This window comes from Paenibacillus barcinonensis (assembly GCF_003217495.1).
Classification (GTDB): Bacteria; Bacillota; Bacilli; order Paenibacillales; family Paenibacillaceae; genus Paenibacillus; species Paenibacillus barcinonensis.
Window position 1 is genome coordinate 44178 of the sequence record NZ_QJSW01000029.1, and the last position, 17097, is coordinate 61274.

The window sequence follows — 17097 nt, forward strand, 5'->3', positions numbered from 1 at the left end:
CTTTTCATTCCGGGCAAAATAGCTTTAATGCAAGCCTATGCTGTCAGAGGAATAGAAAACATGCAATTGAAAGGGAGTCAGGAGGTAACATGCCAAACGATCCGTTATCGAGGTCTAATAATCGCAACACCAACAACAAGTCAAGCCAAAAAGCGAAGCCAAAGACCTCTAAAAAGAAAAAAATTACGGGTAAACGCGTCGGATGGACTTTGTTTTTCACCATGGCTATCGCCATATTTTGTGCGCTAGGTGGATATTTGTTTATTTTGATTAGCGGTGAGCGTTTGCTTACAGCCAACATGGACAAAACAACAATTAATGAAACTTCAAAGGTATATGACCGCAACGGTAATATCATGGGTGAGCTTTCAATCAAAAAGCTGGAGCCTGTGGAATCAGATGATATACCTAAACTGGTCAAGGAAGCATTTGTTGCAACGGAAGATCGACGCTTCTATGAGCATCAGGGTGTAGATCTCTGGTCTATTGGCCGTGCAGCCGTCAAAGATATCATGGCACAATCCATGGTGGAGGGTGGCAGTACGCTGACCCAGCAACTTGCCAAAAATATGTTCCTGTCTCGTGACAAGACGTTCTTCCGAAAAGCGACGGAGGTGTCGATTGCGATGGCGCTGGAACGTAGATTTTCCAAAGACGAGATTTTGACGATGTACCTGAACCGGATATTCTTCGGCCATCAGCGGTACGGGATTAAAGCTGCGTCGGAATTTTACTTTGGAAAAGGGGATTTGAATGAGCTGAAGTTATGGCAGATTGCTACTTTGGCAGCCATGCCTAAAGGGCCGTCAGCATATAACCCGCTTAGCAATCCCAATGATTCAAAAGCGCGTCGTGGTGTCGTTCTTCAATTGATGTATGAGCAAGGCTATATTACTGAGGCAGAGATGAACGAAGCGAAAGCCGTGGATTACAAATATACGCCGCCTGAGAAGGACAGAAAATATCAAGCCTTCATTGACTATGTTCTTCGTGAAGCGGAACGTGTTACAGGTATGACGGAAGATGATCTGAACATCGGCGGATTCAAAATCTTTACTACGATGGACGCACAGGCACAAACCGCAATGGAAAATGCCTTCTCGGACGACAGCCTGTTTGAAGCAAGCAAGGATGATCAGCAGGTCCAGGGTTCGATGGTTATTATGAATCATGAAAACGGCAGTCTCGTTGCATTGATGGGTGGACGTGATTATCAGACCAAAGGCTACAGCCGGGTAACGCAAAGCCGGAGACAGCCAGGCTCAGCGTTTAAACCGATCGTATCCTATGCTCCGGCGCTGGAAACAGGACAGTATAGTGCGAACTCAGCGCTTAGTAACGCGAAGCAATGCTTCGGGAATTATTGTCCAGGCAACCTGCATGGATACTCTTCCACGATCAGTATGACGGATGCAATTACGAAGTCCGAAAATATCCCGGCAGTCTGGCTGCTGGATAAGATTGGGGTAAATACTGGAGTTAATTTTGCGAAAAGTGTTGGTATTCAGCTGACAGATCAGGACAAAAACCTGGCTATTGCTCTGGGAGGTTTAAGCAAAGGCACCAATACGCTGGAGATGGCTCAGGCATACAGTGCATTTGCTAATCTGGGTGAGTACCAGCAAGCATATTCCATTAAAGAAATTAAGGATAGCTCTGGTAAAATAACGTATAAACACGATAAATCAGACACTAAACGTGTGATGACAGAACAGAATGCATACCAGCTTACACAGATGCTGCAAAATGTTGTTAATGACGGTACGGGACGTTCAGCTCGACTCAATCGACCGGTTGCTGGTAAAACGGGAACCGTGCAAAGTGGCATCGCTGGCAACAGTTCTAACCGTGATGTCTGGTTTGTAGGTTATACGCCAGAATGGACCGGAGCTGTCTGGATGGGTTATGACAATCCGGATGCGAAACATATGCTCAAAAATAGCAGTAAGTTATCTGCAGCCTTTTTTGCCAAGGTGATGGGAGATGCGTTAAAAGGTGTTCCTGTGAAGGAATTCAAAACGCCTAAGGGGGGGCAAGCGCCTCCGCCTGTAGAGGAGCCACAACAACCTCAACTTTCAGTCAGTGGACTGAGCGCATCGTACAATGCTACGAGTCAGACGGTTTCACTGAACTGGACTGGAACTGGCGATGCGAATACACAGTATCGTATCTACCGAAAAGAGACTTCAGAAGCTCAGTTTACCCATCTGATCGACTCTGTGGGATCAACAACTGCGCAGGATTTGAGTGCATTACCAGGTCTGACCTATGAGTATTATGTAACGGCTTATGATCTGGCATCTGGTCAGGAAACTAGCCCATCCAATACTGTCTCGCTTATGATCGAAGCTCAGGAGATTGAGCCGCAGCAGCCTGATCCGGGAACAGACCCTGGAACGGGGACTGATCCAGAGGTGCCGGGAACGGATAATCCGAACAACGGAGGAACGGATAACGGGAACAATGGCAATGGCGGCGGTAACGGTAATAACGGCAATGGAAATGGTAATAATGGAAACGGGAATGAAAACAACGGAAATAATAATGGCGGCAACGGCCCTGGTAGCGGTCAGCCAGGTGGCGGCACGCCTCCGGGGCAGGGAACAACAGACCCTGGAAGTGATGGTTCGAGTGACGGGGCCATAACAACTCCAGGTGAAGTGGTTCCACCCGATAGTGGAACCAATGGGGATACCGGAGGGACAGGGACTCCTTCCTCCCCTCAAGCAGGTTCAGGAGGTTAAGAAGCCGCTGCTTCACAATTGAATATCGCATCATCAGACTGCTTCCCGGTTCGCCGGTGAAGCAGTTTTTTTAATGCTCCAAAGACAGGCTGATCGACGATATCAAAAATCGCGTAGCACATGATAAACTGTACAGAAGACTTCGTTTTGAGTGTATACGTTAAATATGGTAAGCTGTAACTATTCGAATACGTTGTGTAGAGCAGGCTGGTCGTCCTGGCTTCAATGCATACGTATCATTGTTTACCAATCTAAATGCAGATCGGGGATCTGCAGTCGGCAAAGAGGGGTTCGTATGAAACGGAAATTCGGGGATCGCGCAAATTGGCGCCGGATTACGAACCGACAATTTACATGCCGGTTCGTTCAGTCCAAAATTTTTACAGGTTACATTACGCTGTATACCATACAGGATTTGAAAGAACCCTTGTGGAAAACGTATGGAGGCACTACCTTCTGTATTGCGGATAAGGGATACTCCTGGCTGCAATACTATCCGAAGGGAGAACATTTTGTGGTGACGGCGATGTTTGATGATCAGCAACGGATTGTAGAGTGGTATATTGATACATGCCGCAGCCAGGGAATAACGGATCAGGGTGTTCCATGGTTTGACGATCTGTACCTGGATGTTGTTGTTCTGAAGGACGGAGAGATTTTTTTGCTGGATGAGGATGAACTGGAGGATGCCTTGTCTCGTAAACATATTACAACGGGGGATTATGATCTCGCGAACAAAACGGCCAAGGAACTGCTGCATGCCATTGATGCGCATGTTTTTCCATACTTTCAATTATCATTGAAGCATAGACAGACGTTATTCGAGAATGGTGAGTTCCGCAAAAATATACAGGTCTAGGATGTGATCCTGCTCCCGGAACTTTTGTTGTACATCCTTCTAATATCTGGGCAACTGATAGAATACATTAATAATCAGGAGAGATCAGCCCGATAAAATAGAGGTGATGGCGAATGAACGGACGGGTCATGGCTGCAGGAGGGCAACCGGGAGGCAGACCATCCAGACAAATTAATGTGGTGTTACGTAACCAGGAGCCTCAAAGCCTTGCCAAAGATGAAGCACTGTCAGTACAGGCGGCCAAAAGTATAACAAAGCACACTCACTTTCAGGAGATTCAAGGTGAGCTGGAGCAGCTGGTCGGGCTCGAAAATATCAAGGAACTGGTATTTGAAATTTATGCCTTCCTTCAGATTGCACAGATGCGTTCAGAGGCAGGGCTGCTTAGCGGGGCACACGTGTATCATATGGTTTTCAAAGGCAATCCTGGGACGGGGAAAACAACGGTAGCCAGAATTGTAGCCAAAATGTTTCAGAAGATGGGTGTGCTTAGTAAAGGGCATCTGATTGAAGTGGAACGCGCCGATCTGGTCGGCGAGTACATTGGCCATACGGCGCAGAAGACTAGAGATTTGGTCAAAAAGGCCCTTGGCGGTATTTTGTTCATTGACGAGGCATACAGTCTTGCCCGTGGTGGTGAGAAGGATTTTGGCAAGGAAGCAATTGATACTTTGGTCAAGTCCATGGAGGATCACAAAAACCAGTTTATTCTGATCCTCGCCGGGTACTCGGAGGAAATTGATTTTTTCCTGCAGACGAACCCCGGTTTACCCTCCCGCTTTCCAATTCAGCTTGAATTCCCGGACTACACGATTGATCAGTTGATTCAAATCTCTGAAATGATGGCTAAAGAGCGTGACTATATTTTGATGCCTCAGACTATACTCAAGTTAAAGCAGCATCTTCTTCAAGAGAAAAATGATTCGCTCCATGCGTTTAGCAACGCCAGATATGTGAGAAATGCGATTGAAAGGTCAATCAGGCATCAAGCTGTTCGGTTGCTGGAGCAATACTCGGATGCAAGTCCGGGCAAGCTGGAGTTAATGACAATTCGTACAGAGGATTTGAAGTTTGAGCGAAAGTAAGCGATAATAGCCTTTTAACAGAGCCGGCCGGGCTAACCGGTTCGGCTTTAGCATTGCCAAGGATCATTTGTATCCGAGGCAGCAGAGACGGAACAAGGGAGTGAAGCTATAGATGACAACGGGTACACATAATACAGATACAACGAAAAAAGATCGTGCAATACTGGTGAGTCTGGTTACGGATGAGGTCAAGCGCTCCGGTATTAATCATGAATATTCGCTTCAGGAGCTTGTAAAGCTTGCTGAAACAGCAGGTGTGGAAGTACTTAGCGTTTTAACGCAGAACCGGGAAACACGGGATACCAAGTGGTTTATCGGCAAAGGCAAGGTAGAGGAGCTTCGTCTGGTTGCGGATGAGCTTGGTGCAACTACAGCCATTTTTGATCAGGAGCTGTCCGGGGCTCAGGTTCGAAATCTGGAAGAGACGCTGGATCTAAAAATTATTGACCGTACGCAGCTGATTCTGGATATCTTTGCTCAGCGTGCGAGCACTCGTGAAGGCATTATCCAGGTAGAGCTGGCACAGCATAGCTACTTGCTGCCGCGATTGTCCGGGCATGGTAAAAATCTGTCGCGGCTTGGTGGCGGGATTGGTACAAGAGGGCCGGGGGAAAGTAAGCTGGAGACTGATCGCCGTCACATTCGTGGACGCATTGATGACTTGAAAAGGCATTTGGAAGAGGTTACGCGTCATCGCAAACTGCACCGGGAGCGTCGTAAAAAAACGGGTATTATTCAAGTAGCTCTGGTGGGTTATACGAATGCCGGCAAATCAACACTGCTCAAGCAGTTAACAGATGCAGATGTGTACATTCAGGATCAGCTCTTTGCAACACTCGATCCAACGTCACGTACGATGGAACTGCCGAGTGGTAAAGAAATTGTGCTGACAGATACGGTTGGTTTTATTCAAAACCTGCCTCATGATCTGGTGGCGGCTTTTCGCGCTACGCTCGAAGAGGTGAACGAAGCTGATCTCGTCCTGCATGTTGTAGATGCTTCTTCCGAGATGCGCGAGGATCAGATCAATACTGTTCATGCGATATTGCAGCAGCTCGGTGCGGGGGACAAGCCTCAGCTGGTGCTGTATAACAAAAAAGATGCCTGCACGCCGGAGCAACTTGAGATGTTACCTTTGGATAAAAATCATATTAAAGTAAGTGCACTGGATGCAGCAGACCTGATCAGAATTCGTGAATTGATTCAGGCTGAGCTTACAGGCGATACGAAGCGCTTCCGCATTCCGGCTGAGCGCGGTGATCTAACCTCTGTGTTATACAAGATAGGGGATGTCGTAGCAACTGAATATGATGAGAATGATGTCATTTATCAGGTTGAGCTACAAAAGGGCGAATATGAGAAATATGGTTATTTGCTTGAAGATTTCATCGAAGCGTAACATTCATGACATACTAATGTGATAAGTTGACACGAGAAAGGATTAGTTACATCCGTTTCGTGCGATAAAAGGGGAATGAAGGCAAGATGGTAAGGTTTGATTCAAATATTGTGGAGTTGCAGCATCAGGTTGAAAGCCAGATTCAAGGTCAGCTCCAGCAGGTTGACCGGATTGTAGATCATAACCAATGGAAGGTTATTGATGCGTTTCAACGCAGAAAAGTGAGTGATTATCATTTTGCCGGCTCTACGGGATATGCCTATAATGACCGGGGGCGTGAAGTGCTGGATGAGGTGTATGCCGATGTGTTTGGTGCGGAGGCTGCGCTCGTCCGCCCTCATTTTGCGTCGGGCACACACACGATTAGTACAGCATTATTCGGTGTGCTGCGTCCTGGAGATGAGTTGTTGTACATCACGGGTAAGCCTTATGACACATTACATAAAGTAATAGGCAAGCCTGGAGATGGTACAGGTTCTCTTCGTGATTTTGGTATAGGATATGCTGAAACGGCACTAACATCGACAGGGGCGGTGGATTGGCATGCTGTGGAGAAGCAGATAACATCAGCTACGAAGGTCATCGGCATTCAGCGTTCCCGTGGTTATGACTGGCGCTCTTCGTTTACCATTGCTGAAATTGCCGACATGGTGACACGTGTTAAAGCGTTGAAATCGGACGTTATCGTGTTTGTGGATAATTGTTATGGCGAATTTACGGAGGAACGTGAGCCGACAGAAGTCGGCGTGGACCTGATGGCAGGTTCTTTGATCAAAAACCCAGGCGGCGGGCTTGCGGAAACCGGGGGATACATATGCGGCAAAGAAAAGTATGTACAGCTCGCGGCTTATCGTTTGACTGCACCTGGCATTGGAGGTGAGGTAGGTGCGATGCTCGGAACAACGCGTGGCATCTATCAAGGACTTTACATGGCTCCGACAGTGGTTGGACAGGCGGTCAAAGGCAGCATCTTCGCTGCGGCAATGTTTGCTGCAACTGGATTCGTGACCAAGCCTGCTTGGAATGAGCCACGTACGGATCTCATTCAGGCTGTTCAGTTCAGCTCTGCCGAGCATTTGATCGCTTTTGTACAAGGTATTCAGCAGGCGGCTGCAGTAGACAGCCACGTTGTGCCGGAGCCTTGGGATATGCCAGGATATGAGCACCCTGTTATTATGGCGGCAGGTACATTTATTCAGGGAGGAAGTCTGGAGTTATCTGCCGACGCACCGATCCGAGAGCCTTTTATTGGCTATATGCAGGGGGGATTAACCTACTCTCATGTTAAATATGGCGTTTTGATGGCATTACAGGCGATGAAAGATCGTAAATTATTGTGAGTTTATCTAACATGTCATTGACACTTTGTAACAACTAAATGTACAATAGTGTCAAGAATAGATGACTGGAAGGTTGATGAACATGGGTGACGAGATCCGCAGAAATATGGCCTTATTCCCAATAGGCATTGTAATGAAGCTTACCGATCTGTCCGCGAGACAGATTCGTTATTATGAGCAGCACAGTCTGATTGTTCCTGCGAGAACATCAGGTAATCAGCGACTGTTTTCCTTTAACGACGTTGAGAGATTGCTAGAGATTAAGGCTTTGATTGAAAAAGGGGTTAACATTGCAGGCATCAAGCAGGTGATGAATCCTGTTTCGAAAGAATCGGAAGAAGCGACGGTTATTACACCGGATACGGAAGTGAAGCGCAGAGAGCTGTCGGATAATCAGCTGCATCGTTTGTTAAAGCAACAGCTCGTGTCAGGTAAAAGACCTGGTCAAGTGTCTCTCATCCAAGGTGAGCTTTCTCGTTTTTTTAATAAAAAATAATCGTTTCGCCTAACGAGGCGGGTCAGGTAAATTTCAAACTTCTGATGTCAGACTCCTTGACCCGTGGAGCTTTCTAATGTACAAATATAACATGCAAGCCAAATACGCAGATAAGAAAGGGAGAGGAATCATGAGTTATACAAAAGAAGACATTCTCCGCATCGCACAAGAAGAAAATGTACGATTCATTCGATTGCAATTTACCGATTTGCTTGGATCGATCAAAAACGTTGAGATTCCAGTAAGCCAGTTGACGAAAGCGCTGGATAACAAAATGATGTTTGATGGCTCTTCCATTGAAGGTTATGTTCGTATCGAAGAATCCGACATGTACCTCTATCCGGATCTTGACTCTTGGCTTATTTTCCCATGGGTATCCGACAATCGTGTTGCACGTTTGATCTGTGACGTATATCTGCCTGATGGCAACCCGTTCCCAGGTGATCCACGTGGCATCTTGAAACGAAACCTGAAGGAAGCCGAAGAAATGGGATTCACTTCCTTCAACGTTGGTCCTGAACCAGAATTTTTCTTGTTCAAAACGGACGAAAAAGGAAACCCAACAAACGAACTGAATGACCAAGGTGGGTATTTCGACCTTGCACCAACAGATCTTGGTGAAAACTGTCGTCGTGATATCGTTATTACACTTGAAGAAATGGGCTTTGAAATCGAAGCTTCTCACCACGAGGTAGCTCCTGGTCAGCATGAGATCGATTTCAAATATGCAGATGCTTTGAAAGCAGCAGACCAGATCCAAACGTTCAAGCTCGTTGTTAAAACGATTGCACGTCAGCATGGATTACATGCTACATTTATGCCAAAACCATTGTTTGGTATGAACGGTTCCGGTATGCACTGCAACCAATCCTTGTTCCGTGGAAATGAAAACGCATTTGTTGACGAGTCGGACGAGCTGGGCTTGAGCAAAACTGCACGTCACTTCATGGCCGGAACGCTGAAGCATGCACGTGCGTTTGCAGCAATCACTAACCCGACTGTGAACTCATACAAACGTCTTGTACCAGGTTACGAAGCACCTTGTTACGTAGCATGGTCTGCAAGTAACCGTAGCCCGATGATCCGTATTCCAGCTTCACGTGGTTTGAGTACACGTGTTGAGGTTCGTAACCCGGATCCGGCTGCTAACCCTTACCTGGCTTTGGCTGTATTATTGAAAGCGGGCTTGGACGGAATCAAACGTGAGCTTTCCTTACCAGCTCCGATCGACCGTAACATCTACATCATGTCAGAAGAAGAGCGTGTGGAAGAAGGCATTCCTAGCTTGCCAGCTGACCTGAAAGAAGCATTGAACGAATTGATCCGCAGCGAAGTGATCTGTGACGCTCTCGGCGACCACGCCTTGGCTCACTTCTACGAGCTGAAAGAAATTGAGTGGGACATGTATAGAACACAAGTCCACCAATGGGAACGCGATCAATATATCACGTTGTACTAATCCCCGAATCCCTTGCGCCACCTGGCGTGAGGGGTTTTTCTTTTTGTGGGCAAAACATTATGAATTCAAATAATACAAGAGTGCCCACAAAATGCCCACAAAAATTTAATCTTGAAGAATACCTTTAGTAAATACTTCGAACTTATCCATGTTGTTTTTCTGAATTTTAGAAGAAATATGGGCATAGACATCCGAAGTAATTTGAATGCTGCCGTGGCCCAATTGCTCTTGTACGAATTTCATATCTGCTCCAGCTTCAAGCAACAATACAGCACAGGTATGTCGGAGTGAATGAATGGGGAGGGAGGGAAGGTCGCTTCGGTCTAATATCCGAGAGAAAGCATTGAACAAGGATGACTTCGGCATATAGTTACCGTCTTCTCTGCATAACACTAGATCAAGGTCAAGATGATATCGTTCCCCTAAAACCCCTTTATTCTGCTTTTGCCACTCTTGGTGATACTTTAAATCATTAGCTAATGATTGGGATATTTTAATCGTTCTCTCTGATTTGATGGTCTTGGTTTCTCCGAATAATCCTTCCTTATCTTTAGCGGTAAAATCTAAAGTTTCGTCAATGGTTATTAACTGATTTTCTAGATCAATATCAGGCCATTTCAAGGCGGCAGCTTCACCTTTTCTCATTCCTGTTTCAATTAAGACTTTGAAAAAGATCCAATAGATGTAGCCGTATTCGTAAGCGTTTTGTAAAAACCTTGAGATGTCTGAAGAATCAATAAAGTGAACCTCTCTCTTTTTCCTTTTAATTTTTATTTCAACGCCTATACATGGGTTTTTTTCGATCTTACCGATAATAACTGCTTTTTGTAGCGCGTTGTGCATAGTAGCATGTATTAACTCAACTGTTCTGCGGCTGGGACCTTTTTCTGAGATCGAGTTAATGAAATTCTGATACATAATTGGTTTAACATCTCGAAGTAGTATGTTTCTGAAATAAGGTAAGATATGATTCTTGATGTTGTTTTGATGTAGAAGTAATGTGTTTTTTCGAACACTCCCTTTTTTGTATTGATCAATCCAAAAATTCAGATAATCTTTTAAACTCAAATCACTCTGCTCATAGCCAGAAGAGAGACTTCTTTCGAACTCTGCAGCAGCTAATTGAGCTTCCTTTTTGGTTTCGTATCCCCGCTGAGACTTTTCACGAAAAGTTTGTGTGAATGGATCTTTGAACCTTAGACGATATTCCCAACCAGTAGCATGTTTCTTGAAGCTTGCCATAAAGTAATCACCTCTATCAGAACTTATGTTCTTTTTTTGTATATGTAAAACCGCCTTACAGCGGTGTAAGCGCATGTTAATCAATTATGAACAGAGCAGTGAAATATTGTTGTTGAAAGATATAAAACAAGATACATCAAAAAACGAGCCCTTAGTAGCTAAGGCTCGTTTGTTTAGGAGTCAAATTTGGCTCCAAAAGTTATGTTTGGATTAGTACAGAGGTTCCTTGGTGAAAGAGTTGCTACTAGAATTGTACCCCATTTCAGAGCATTTGCCTATACCTATGCTTAAAAATTTGCGACTTAACAGTATCCCGCAAGAACTTTCACATAATGATAACTAACTAAGGGAAAGTGTTTGCAATGGAAACGCAACTTAACCTCAATGTATATTCTGCTAACATAATATTCATCTTGAGAACGAAATTTCTATAAATATCCGAATTGGTTTTCTTCACAAAAATGTTCTAGTTGCAAGACTGCTCATGAATCTTAAAATGAAAAAATAGTACTGTCGATGCTAGGGTGGATGATTTCTTTTTTAGGGATTTAGTGAATTTGAGTAAAAAAGACTTGAGTGAATTAAAAATTAAATTAAAATTGAAGTTAACATATTTAAATATTTCTATAATTACTGTACGAAGATATTAAGGATGCAAAATTCGCCGATTTAAAAAGAAAGATGAATAAGAGGTATTCTGTGAATGAAATGAGTGTCAAATGATTAGCTAAAGAGAATAGTGCTGAATTAGAAAAGTAGCTTAAAGTCCGTAATATTTATGAGACTAATGTTTTCAAGTAGTAATACTTTTACCCTTTTAAGGTCAATGTAACTTAGTCATAATTATTTAGTATACACTAGTCAGTAAATCTAGTTGATAAAGGAAGGGAAAATAAAATGAATTTTGAAGAAATTTATATTAAATTTAAAGAGCAAGAGCATATTCAACCTATCAAATTACATAACAAAAAGAAGTATTATACAGACCTTTCTAATTTAGAGGATAGCTGGACAGTTAGAGTAGATGCTTGGTTATCCAATACCTTTATACAAGAGGCGATAAGACTAATAATCAACGCCATTGTTTTATTTGAAAAGGGCTATCTAGACTGTGCATATTATTCATTAAGGCAATCACTAGAAGTATCAACAACAATGGTCTACCTTATAGAACTTGACGAAGAGAAGAAAGAAACTGAGTTGTCGAAGTGGAGAAGAAAGAGCAAGTTTCCTATGTATGGGCAGATGATAGCATTTCTTACCGATAATGAAAAAAATTTTGCGGATATGAAAAATGAAATGAGTGAATATTTTAATGAGCTACAAAAATTAAAAAACAGACTTAATAAGCATGTTCACAAGCAAGGCTTTAATACCTTCTATGTCTCAAGAAATCATATGATTTCAATAAGAAACGATCGGACAGATATGACATTAGAGTTTGAAGAATGTTTGAAAGGTTGTATTGGCTCAATAGCCATCTTTAGACTTGCGATAGATCCTTTTCCTATATTGTTAATGGATTATGAGATTTATGCAAGGACGAGCGATCTACTTACAGAGGCGTTTTCATATGAGTTTGTACAATTTTATATTGGTGAGGAAGCTATTGAAAGCTATAAAAATACAGAGATTTATCAAGAACTTTATGAAGAGATAATGAAAGATGAAAAAAGATTACCAAGCGTTGTAGATGTTGTTAAAAACAAATTTATTGATATAGAAAATATCGAAGAAATACTTTCTCAAGTGCATCTACTATCTAAAATAGATTCTTTAGCAGTTATAGTGACAGGTTTTTCAAAAAAAATATCACGAATTTATGCTAATAATGGTTTATCGTTCTATCTGACAAGTAATAAATCAGTAAGAGAAAAGATTGATTTTAATGGGGAGATGTTTTTAAAAATCAGGGCTTCTGATGTACAGGTTAATATATCATTCGATGAAGCATATTTGACATACTTAAATATATGTAATGAAGATTTCTTTCTTGAACACAATAAGCAGTTAGAATTGAAAGAATTTGATACTCTAATTGATAAAATTAATATTGTTTGCAGAACAATGAATTTAAATTGAATAATAAGGTAAATATTATTATGATGTTATGTGAAGCCTTCGAAAAATATGAATGAAATGATATCAGGTAGAGATAAAGGGAGGAATTATGTTTGAGGAAAAACTTCATTATATCAAAGCAAAGTGATTTTGATGGTTTCAATTCTTTTCAATGTTCGTTATGTGGGGCAGGTTTTAAGCTTGATTCGGAAGAAGTTCAAGCAGGTGATGTCTTGGAATTGTTTTGCCCAAGTTGTGGGATTCCAATGCCTAAGTCATCTTATTTGACTGATGATATATTGAAACATGCGCGTCAAGTAGCCAAAAATGAAGCGATAAAAGAGTTGAGCAAGATTTTTAAAGGACTTCAGAAGAGTTCAGGGAAAAATAATGGTTTAACCTTTAAAGCTGGAAAGCCTATCTTGACCACTAACACTACACCATTATATGAACAAGATGATCTTGACGAAATAAAGTTTACTTGCTGTGACAAAAATGCGAAGCTTGATATAGCCGACAAAATTGGGAATCCATTTTGTCCATATTGTGGGGTGAACTGATATGGAAAAAATCATCGATATTAAGGAATTTAAAATTATCTCAAGGCAATTTAGAAGGGTAGCTGGAGATTTATTAAATGCTCAAGATACTCATGAAGCTATGAGATTAGCGAAACGATTTATCCAACATATAGAAAATGAACCTATACTGGCAGATTTCATTAGTAAGAAAAAGAGTAAGGAATTCGATATTGAAGTTGTTTTAAAGGAAAAACATATTACAAGTAGATTTGATATCCCTACTTCTATTAACGATGAGATTACTTTTATCTTTCAATTGTTAAAGTATGCTACAATTAACTTTGATCGTTACGATACTTTAACAAGGAGCTATGCCTTCTATAAAGGAGCGACAGCATCAGATAGTATCCGCGAATTCAACAGAGAAGTAGTGAAATTGTTAGTGAACCATCTAACTGATTATTTAGGAGAAAGGGCGATTGAATTGGGAATTGATGAAAAACCAAACGCAAAAATACTTGTTCAGGGAAACGTGGGTCAACTCAATTTTTCTGAGTCGGGCAATGTAACTGCTAACCAAGTTAATCAAAACACTTCAGATAATTTAATAGCGACAGCCAAAGAATTATTACAGTTATTGAAGGATACAGATATAAGTAATATAGATATTAAGGAAGATGCTTTAGATTTTATCGAAGAAGTTCAAGAAGAGGTTCAGGAAGGTAAGCCTTTGAAGCCTTCATTATTTAGGAGAGTTCAAAATTCATTAAGCAATGTACGAGGCTTAATTGAAGAGGGGTCATTATTAACTGTAACTATTGATAAATTTATGGAAGCATTAAATCAGTTTCAAGTCTAATAAAATTCCGTAAAATTAGATAAAGTTACTTGAGAAAAACTGAAAGAGTATTATAGTCTTTTTAGTGAATTTTGTTTTTCAGACTTGTGTTAAAACCGGATAAATATCCGGTTTTTAGTTTTCAATCAGAAGTAACCTTAGAAATATTACACCCTAACCTGAATTGCCAACATGATCAGTAGAAAAGGCTAACAATTACATAGGTAAAGTTGGATTTTGCTATCTGTAAGTGTTGCAATTGCGATAATTGTAAATGCATTGCTAATAATGCCCCTCCCAGGAATTCGTGCAGTTCATGACAATGACTGGATTGGTTTCTATGGAAACTTGGCAGGAGCGTTTATTGGGGCTGCAGTCACTGTTTTTATTTTTTAAAGAAACCCCACAATCAGCTAAGAAAAGTGAGTCTGAAGTCCGGAGATTTCAAGTTATACCATTTCTTAATGTAGAAATGGTAATAATCCCCTTTTCATCGGTTCCACTAACAAATATTTCATGGATTTTTTTTGATAACAACAACCAGAACCCTCATTTTGTTATTCAGCTTAACATCTTAAACATCGGACAAGGTTTAGCTGCAGATTTTAATATCAAAATAGATGGATACGGTTGGACGTAACAGAGCCAATCCGTTACATTCATACAGAATATGAACAGATTTACAAGATAAATATACTGCATCCATCTGATAAACCACAACTTATTTACAGTCAATAGTACAATAGGGCATAAAGAAGATACAGAGCATCGAAGATAAATAAAAGACATGACAAACATACTCTTAGAGTAATGACCGTACTCTTCATCCCGAGTTAAATATTTAGTTATCTTTATTTAACTAATCCATGATAATATTCTTTTGTAGAAAATTTAAAAGAGAGATGAATCTAGATTTTTCTGAAATTGATTTATAGTGGGAGGGGTATAACTTGAATTTTTTTATAGAGATGATAGATGTAGGAATAGGTGATTCCTATATAATTAATATGAAAAACGAAAATGGAACGGTCAGAATACTTGTTGATGGCGGTTCAGAAAGAAAAATAAAAAATGTTGATAATATTATCAATATGATTCTACCTCACCAGGGCAATGGAAAAAAGTTAAATGGAATAATTGTGACCCACATTGATGATGATCATATAGGAGGGATTCTAAAATTACTCAATCATCCTGAAGTTGAACAATATATAGATTTTACTCAAGAATGTTTCATAATCTTTAATGATCTAGTTGATCCAGCAACCATAAGTTACAATCAAGGAGTCCGTTTAAAGAAATCGATTGATAAGTTTCCTAACCTTTCATTGGTCCGTACTTATGAACAGAATAAGAGATACGAAATTAACGGTTTAGAAATTTTCATTCGAGGAACAAACAAAGTTGATCCAATTGACAAGGGGAAAGATATAGTCTTAATTGATATTTTACTTCCAATAAAAGATTCGATAAGAAGGTTAATGAAAAAGTGGAATGACAAAAAGAAGGATCCAAAGTTAATTAATGAATCCTCTTTATCTTTTATTGTGAAATATAGAGATAAAACCATTTTAATTCCAGGAGACAATTATTACTCAAGCATAATTAATCAATTAGATAATATAATCAAGCCTCCTTCATCCTTTGATTTAATCATGCTTGCTCATCATGGTGCTAATGCAAACAATGAAAAATTGGTTGAATTTATTGAACTAAATAAGTGTGAAAAAATTATGCTTCCACTATCAAAAGCTACAACACATCATCCAAATACAAATTTAATTAACAGAATATTAGAACATCCACAAAATCAATTATTCTGTCCAGTGGGACTTCAGCTTCCACCTAGCCTAAAGGAAAAAAATCAAATTGTTTTTGGTCAATTAATTGAAATATAGACGAACGAGGGGGGAACCGGTGTTGACAAACATCGTAAGAGTATCGACTTTCAATAGTACGGCCACGGGAATAATACTTCCATGTCAGTTTGAAAAATCCAATGAGGATACGAATTTTTATATTGTTATCTCTTCACTTCATTTACTCTGGAATAATGGAATTGATAAAGAAAGAATCCTAGAAAATGTGGAAGACTACATAATGCTTGATATATTTGATCCTAACTATAATAGGATAGAGTATTCAATTGAAGATGTGTTTGTTGGAGATTCACTATTAAAAGAAGATGATGTATTCGCGATACTTGTTGGAATTAAGAATTTCACACTTACTTTAAATCATAACATATCATTTGAAGAACCTTTACCAAAGCAAAGAGTGGAGACATATGGATTTCCCGGAATTATAACAGGGGAAACTATTGATAAGATTTCTTTATGCGGAGAATTGGAGTTGTTGTCAAATTTTAAAAATGCAGTACTAACATATAGAATTACCGATGATTATCATCATTACTCTGATCTTAAAGATTATCAGATATTAGAAGGATTATCTGGTTCTCCTGTTTTTACAGAGAATAATACTTTGATCGGAATAAATCAATCAATTCCTTATCTCGAAAATGAAGGGAATCCGTTCAAGAACATATACTTTATTACTCTTAAGCATGTTATGAATTATCTTAGAGAATCGGGATGTATTATTTATGAACAACTAGGCACAGCATTAAAAATTAGATGGATAATGGGAACTCCAATTTCTGGAGAGGATTTATCGATATTGGTTATTGGTGGAAGTGGTGCAGGGAAATCGACTTTCATTAAGTCTTTTGCATTAAATAACGACCAAATTAATTCCTCTGGAGATGGACAAACTACAAGAACTGAAATTGAGTACAAACTTACTAGATATCAAAAAAAACCAAAGGTTGAAGTTACTTTCTATAGCAAAGATGACTTTTATAAGACGGATTGTCAAGCCAAGTGCGACAGTTCCTCTGAAAAGGATTCATGAGCGGTTCTCCACCCCAAGCATTTTCGTGGTCTGTGATTGATCAAATCCAGAGCGTTTTCTAGAGCCTCATCCGTGATTTGGGCGAAATCCGTTCCCTTGGGGAAAAACTCTCGCAGGAGCCCATTGGCATTTTCATTCGA

Annotated in this window: 15 protein-coding genes; 13 read left to right on the forward strand and 2 right to left on the reverse strand. The window is 40.6% G+C overall.

The features are described from left to right. Positions 1-89 precede the first annotated feature (89 nt). From DFQ00_RS25980 to glnA, 7 genes are all read left to right on the forward strand, one after another. A complete protein-coding gene (locus DFQ00_RS25980) occupies positions 90-2744 on the forward strand; it encodes a transglycosylase domain-containing protein (RefSeq protein WP_110899343.1) in 2655 nt (884 codons plus the stop codon). Between the two features lie 295 nt (positions 2745-3039). Beyond that, positions 3040-3603: a ribonuclease FAU-1 family protein gene (locus tag DFQ00_RS25985; protein ID WP_110899344.1), complete on the forward strand. Its 564-nt coding sequence runs from the start codon at positions 3040-3042 to the stop codon at positions 3601-3603. A gap of 113 nt (positions 3604-3716) precedes the next feature. Continuing rightward, a complete protein-coding gene (locus tag DFQ00_RS25990; RefSeq protein ID WP_110899345.1) occupies positions 3717-4688 on the forward strand; it encodes an AAA family ATPase in 972 nt (323 codons plus the stop codon). Between the two features lie 112 nt (positions 4689-4800). Beyond that, positions 4801-6087 carry a GTPase HflX gene (gene hflX, locus DFQ00_RS25995; protein ID WP_110899346.1) on the forward strand — a complete coding sequence of 429 codons (1287 nt, stop codon included), beginning with the start codon at positions 4801-4803 and terminating at the stop codon, positions 6085-6087. An 86-nt stretch (positions 6088-6173) separates the two neighbouring features. Continuing rightward, positions 6174-7427, forward strand: coding sequence for a methionine gamma-lyase family protein (locus DFQ00_RS26000; RefSeq protein WP_110899347.1), 1254 nt, complete (start codon positions 6174-6176; stop codon positions 7425-7427). Between the two features lie 82 nt (positions 7428-7509). Continuing rightward, entirely contained in the window at positions 7510-7923 is a 414-nt protein-coding gene (locus DFQ00_RS26005; RefSeq protein WP_110899348.1) for a MerR family transcriptional regulator, read from the forward strand. A gap of 130 nt (positions 7924-8053) precedes the next feature. Beyond that, positions 8054-9382, forward strand: a complete 1329-nt coding sequence (glnA, locus tag DFQ00_RS26010; protein ID WP_110899358.1) for a type I glutamate--ammonia ligase — start codon at positions 8054-8056, stop codon at positions 9380-9382. A 105-nt stretch (positions 9383-9487) separates the two neighbouring features. Here glnA and DFQ00_RS26015 read toward each other — a convergent pair whose 3' ends face one another. After that, positions 9488-10624, reverse strand: a complete 1137-nt coding sequence (locus tag DFQ00_RS26015) for a tyrosine-type recombinase/integrase (RefSeq protein WP_110899349.1) — start codon at positions 10622-10624, stop codon at positions 9488-9490. 897 nt (positions 10625-11521) lie between these two features. On the opposite strand from DFQ00_RS26015, the gene DFQ00_RS26020 reads away from it, so the two are divergent. The 6 genes from DFQ00_RS26020 (at position 11522) to DFQ00_RS26045 (ending at position 16957) form a co-directional block, all read left to right on the forward strand. Then, positions 11522-12706: a teicoplanin resistance protein VanZ gene (locus DFQ00_RS26020; protein WP_110899350.1), complete on the forward strand. Its 1185-nt coding sequence runs from the start codon at positions 11522-11524 to the stop codon at positions 12704-12706. A 92-nt stretch (positions 12707-12798) separates the two neighbouring features. After that, positions 12799-13245 (forward strand): hypothetical protein, encoded by a 447-nt coding sequence (locus tag DFQ00_RS26025; RefSeq protein WP_110899351.1) that lies wholly within the window; start codon positions 12799-12801, stop codon positions 13243-13245. Position 13246: 1 nt separating this feature from the next. Beyond that, on the forward strand, positions 13247-14065 hold the full coding sequence (locus DFQ00_RS26030) for a hypothetical protein (RefSeq protein WP_244214001.1): 819 nt from the start codon (positions 13247-13249) through the stop codon (positions 14063-14065). 301 nt (positions 14066-14366) lie between these two features. Then, positions 14367-14684: a hypothetical protein gene (locus DFQ00_RS26035; RefSeq protein WP_146236226.1), complete on the forward strand. Its 318-nt coding sequence runs from the start codon at positions 14367-14369 to the stop codon at positions 14682-14684. Between the two features lie 310 nt (positions 14685-14994). After that, positions 14995-15942, forward strand: coding sequence for an MBL fold metallo-hydrolase (locus DFQ00_RS26040; protein WP_110899353.1), 948 nt, complete (start codon positions 14995-14997; stop codon positions 15940-15942). Positions 15943-15964: 22 nt separating this feature from the next. Then, a complete protein-coding gene (locus DFQ00_RS26045; RefSeq protein ID WP_110899354.1) occupies positions 15965-16957 on the forward strand; it encodes a hypothetical protein in 993 nt (330 codons plus the stop codon). Here DFQ00_RS26045 and DFQ00_RS26050 read toward each other — a convergent pair. Beyond that, positions 16918-17097, reverse strand: a 180-nt coding sequence (locus DFQ00_RS26050) for an IS30 family transposase (protein ID WP_146236148.1), incomplete at its 5' end; no start/stop codon positions are given. The genes DFQ00_RS26045 and DFQ00_RS26050 overlap by 40 nt on opposite strands.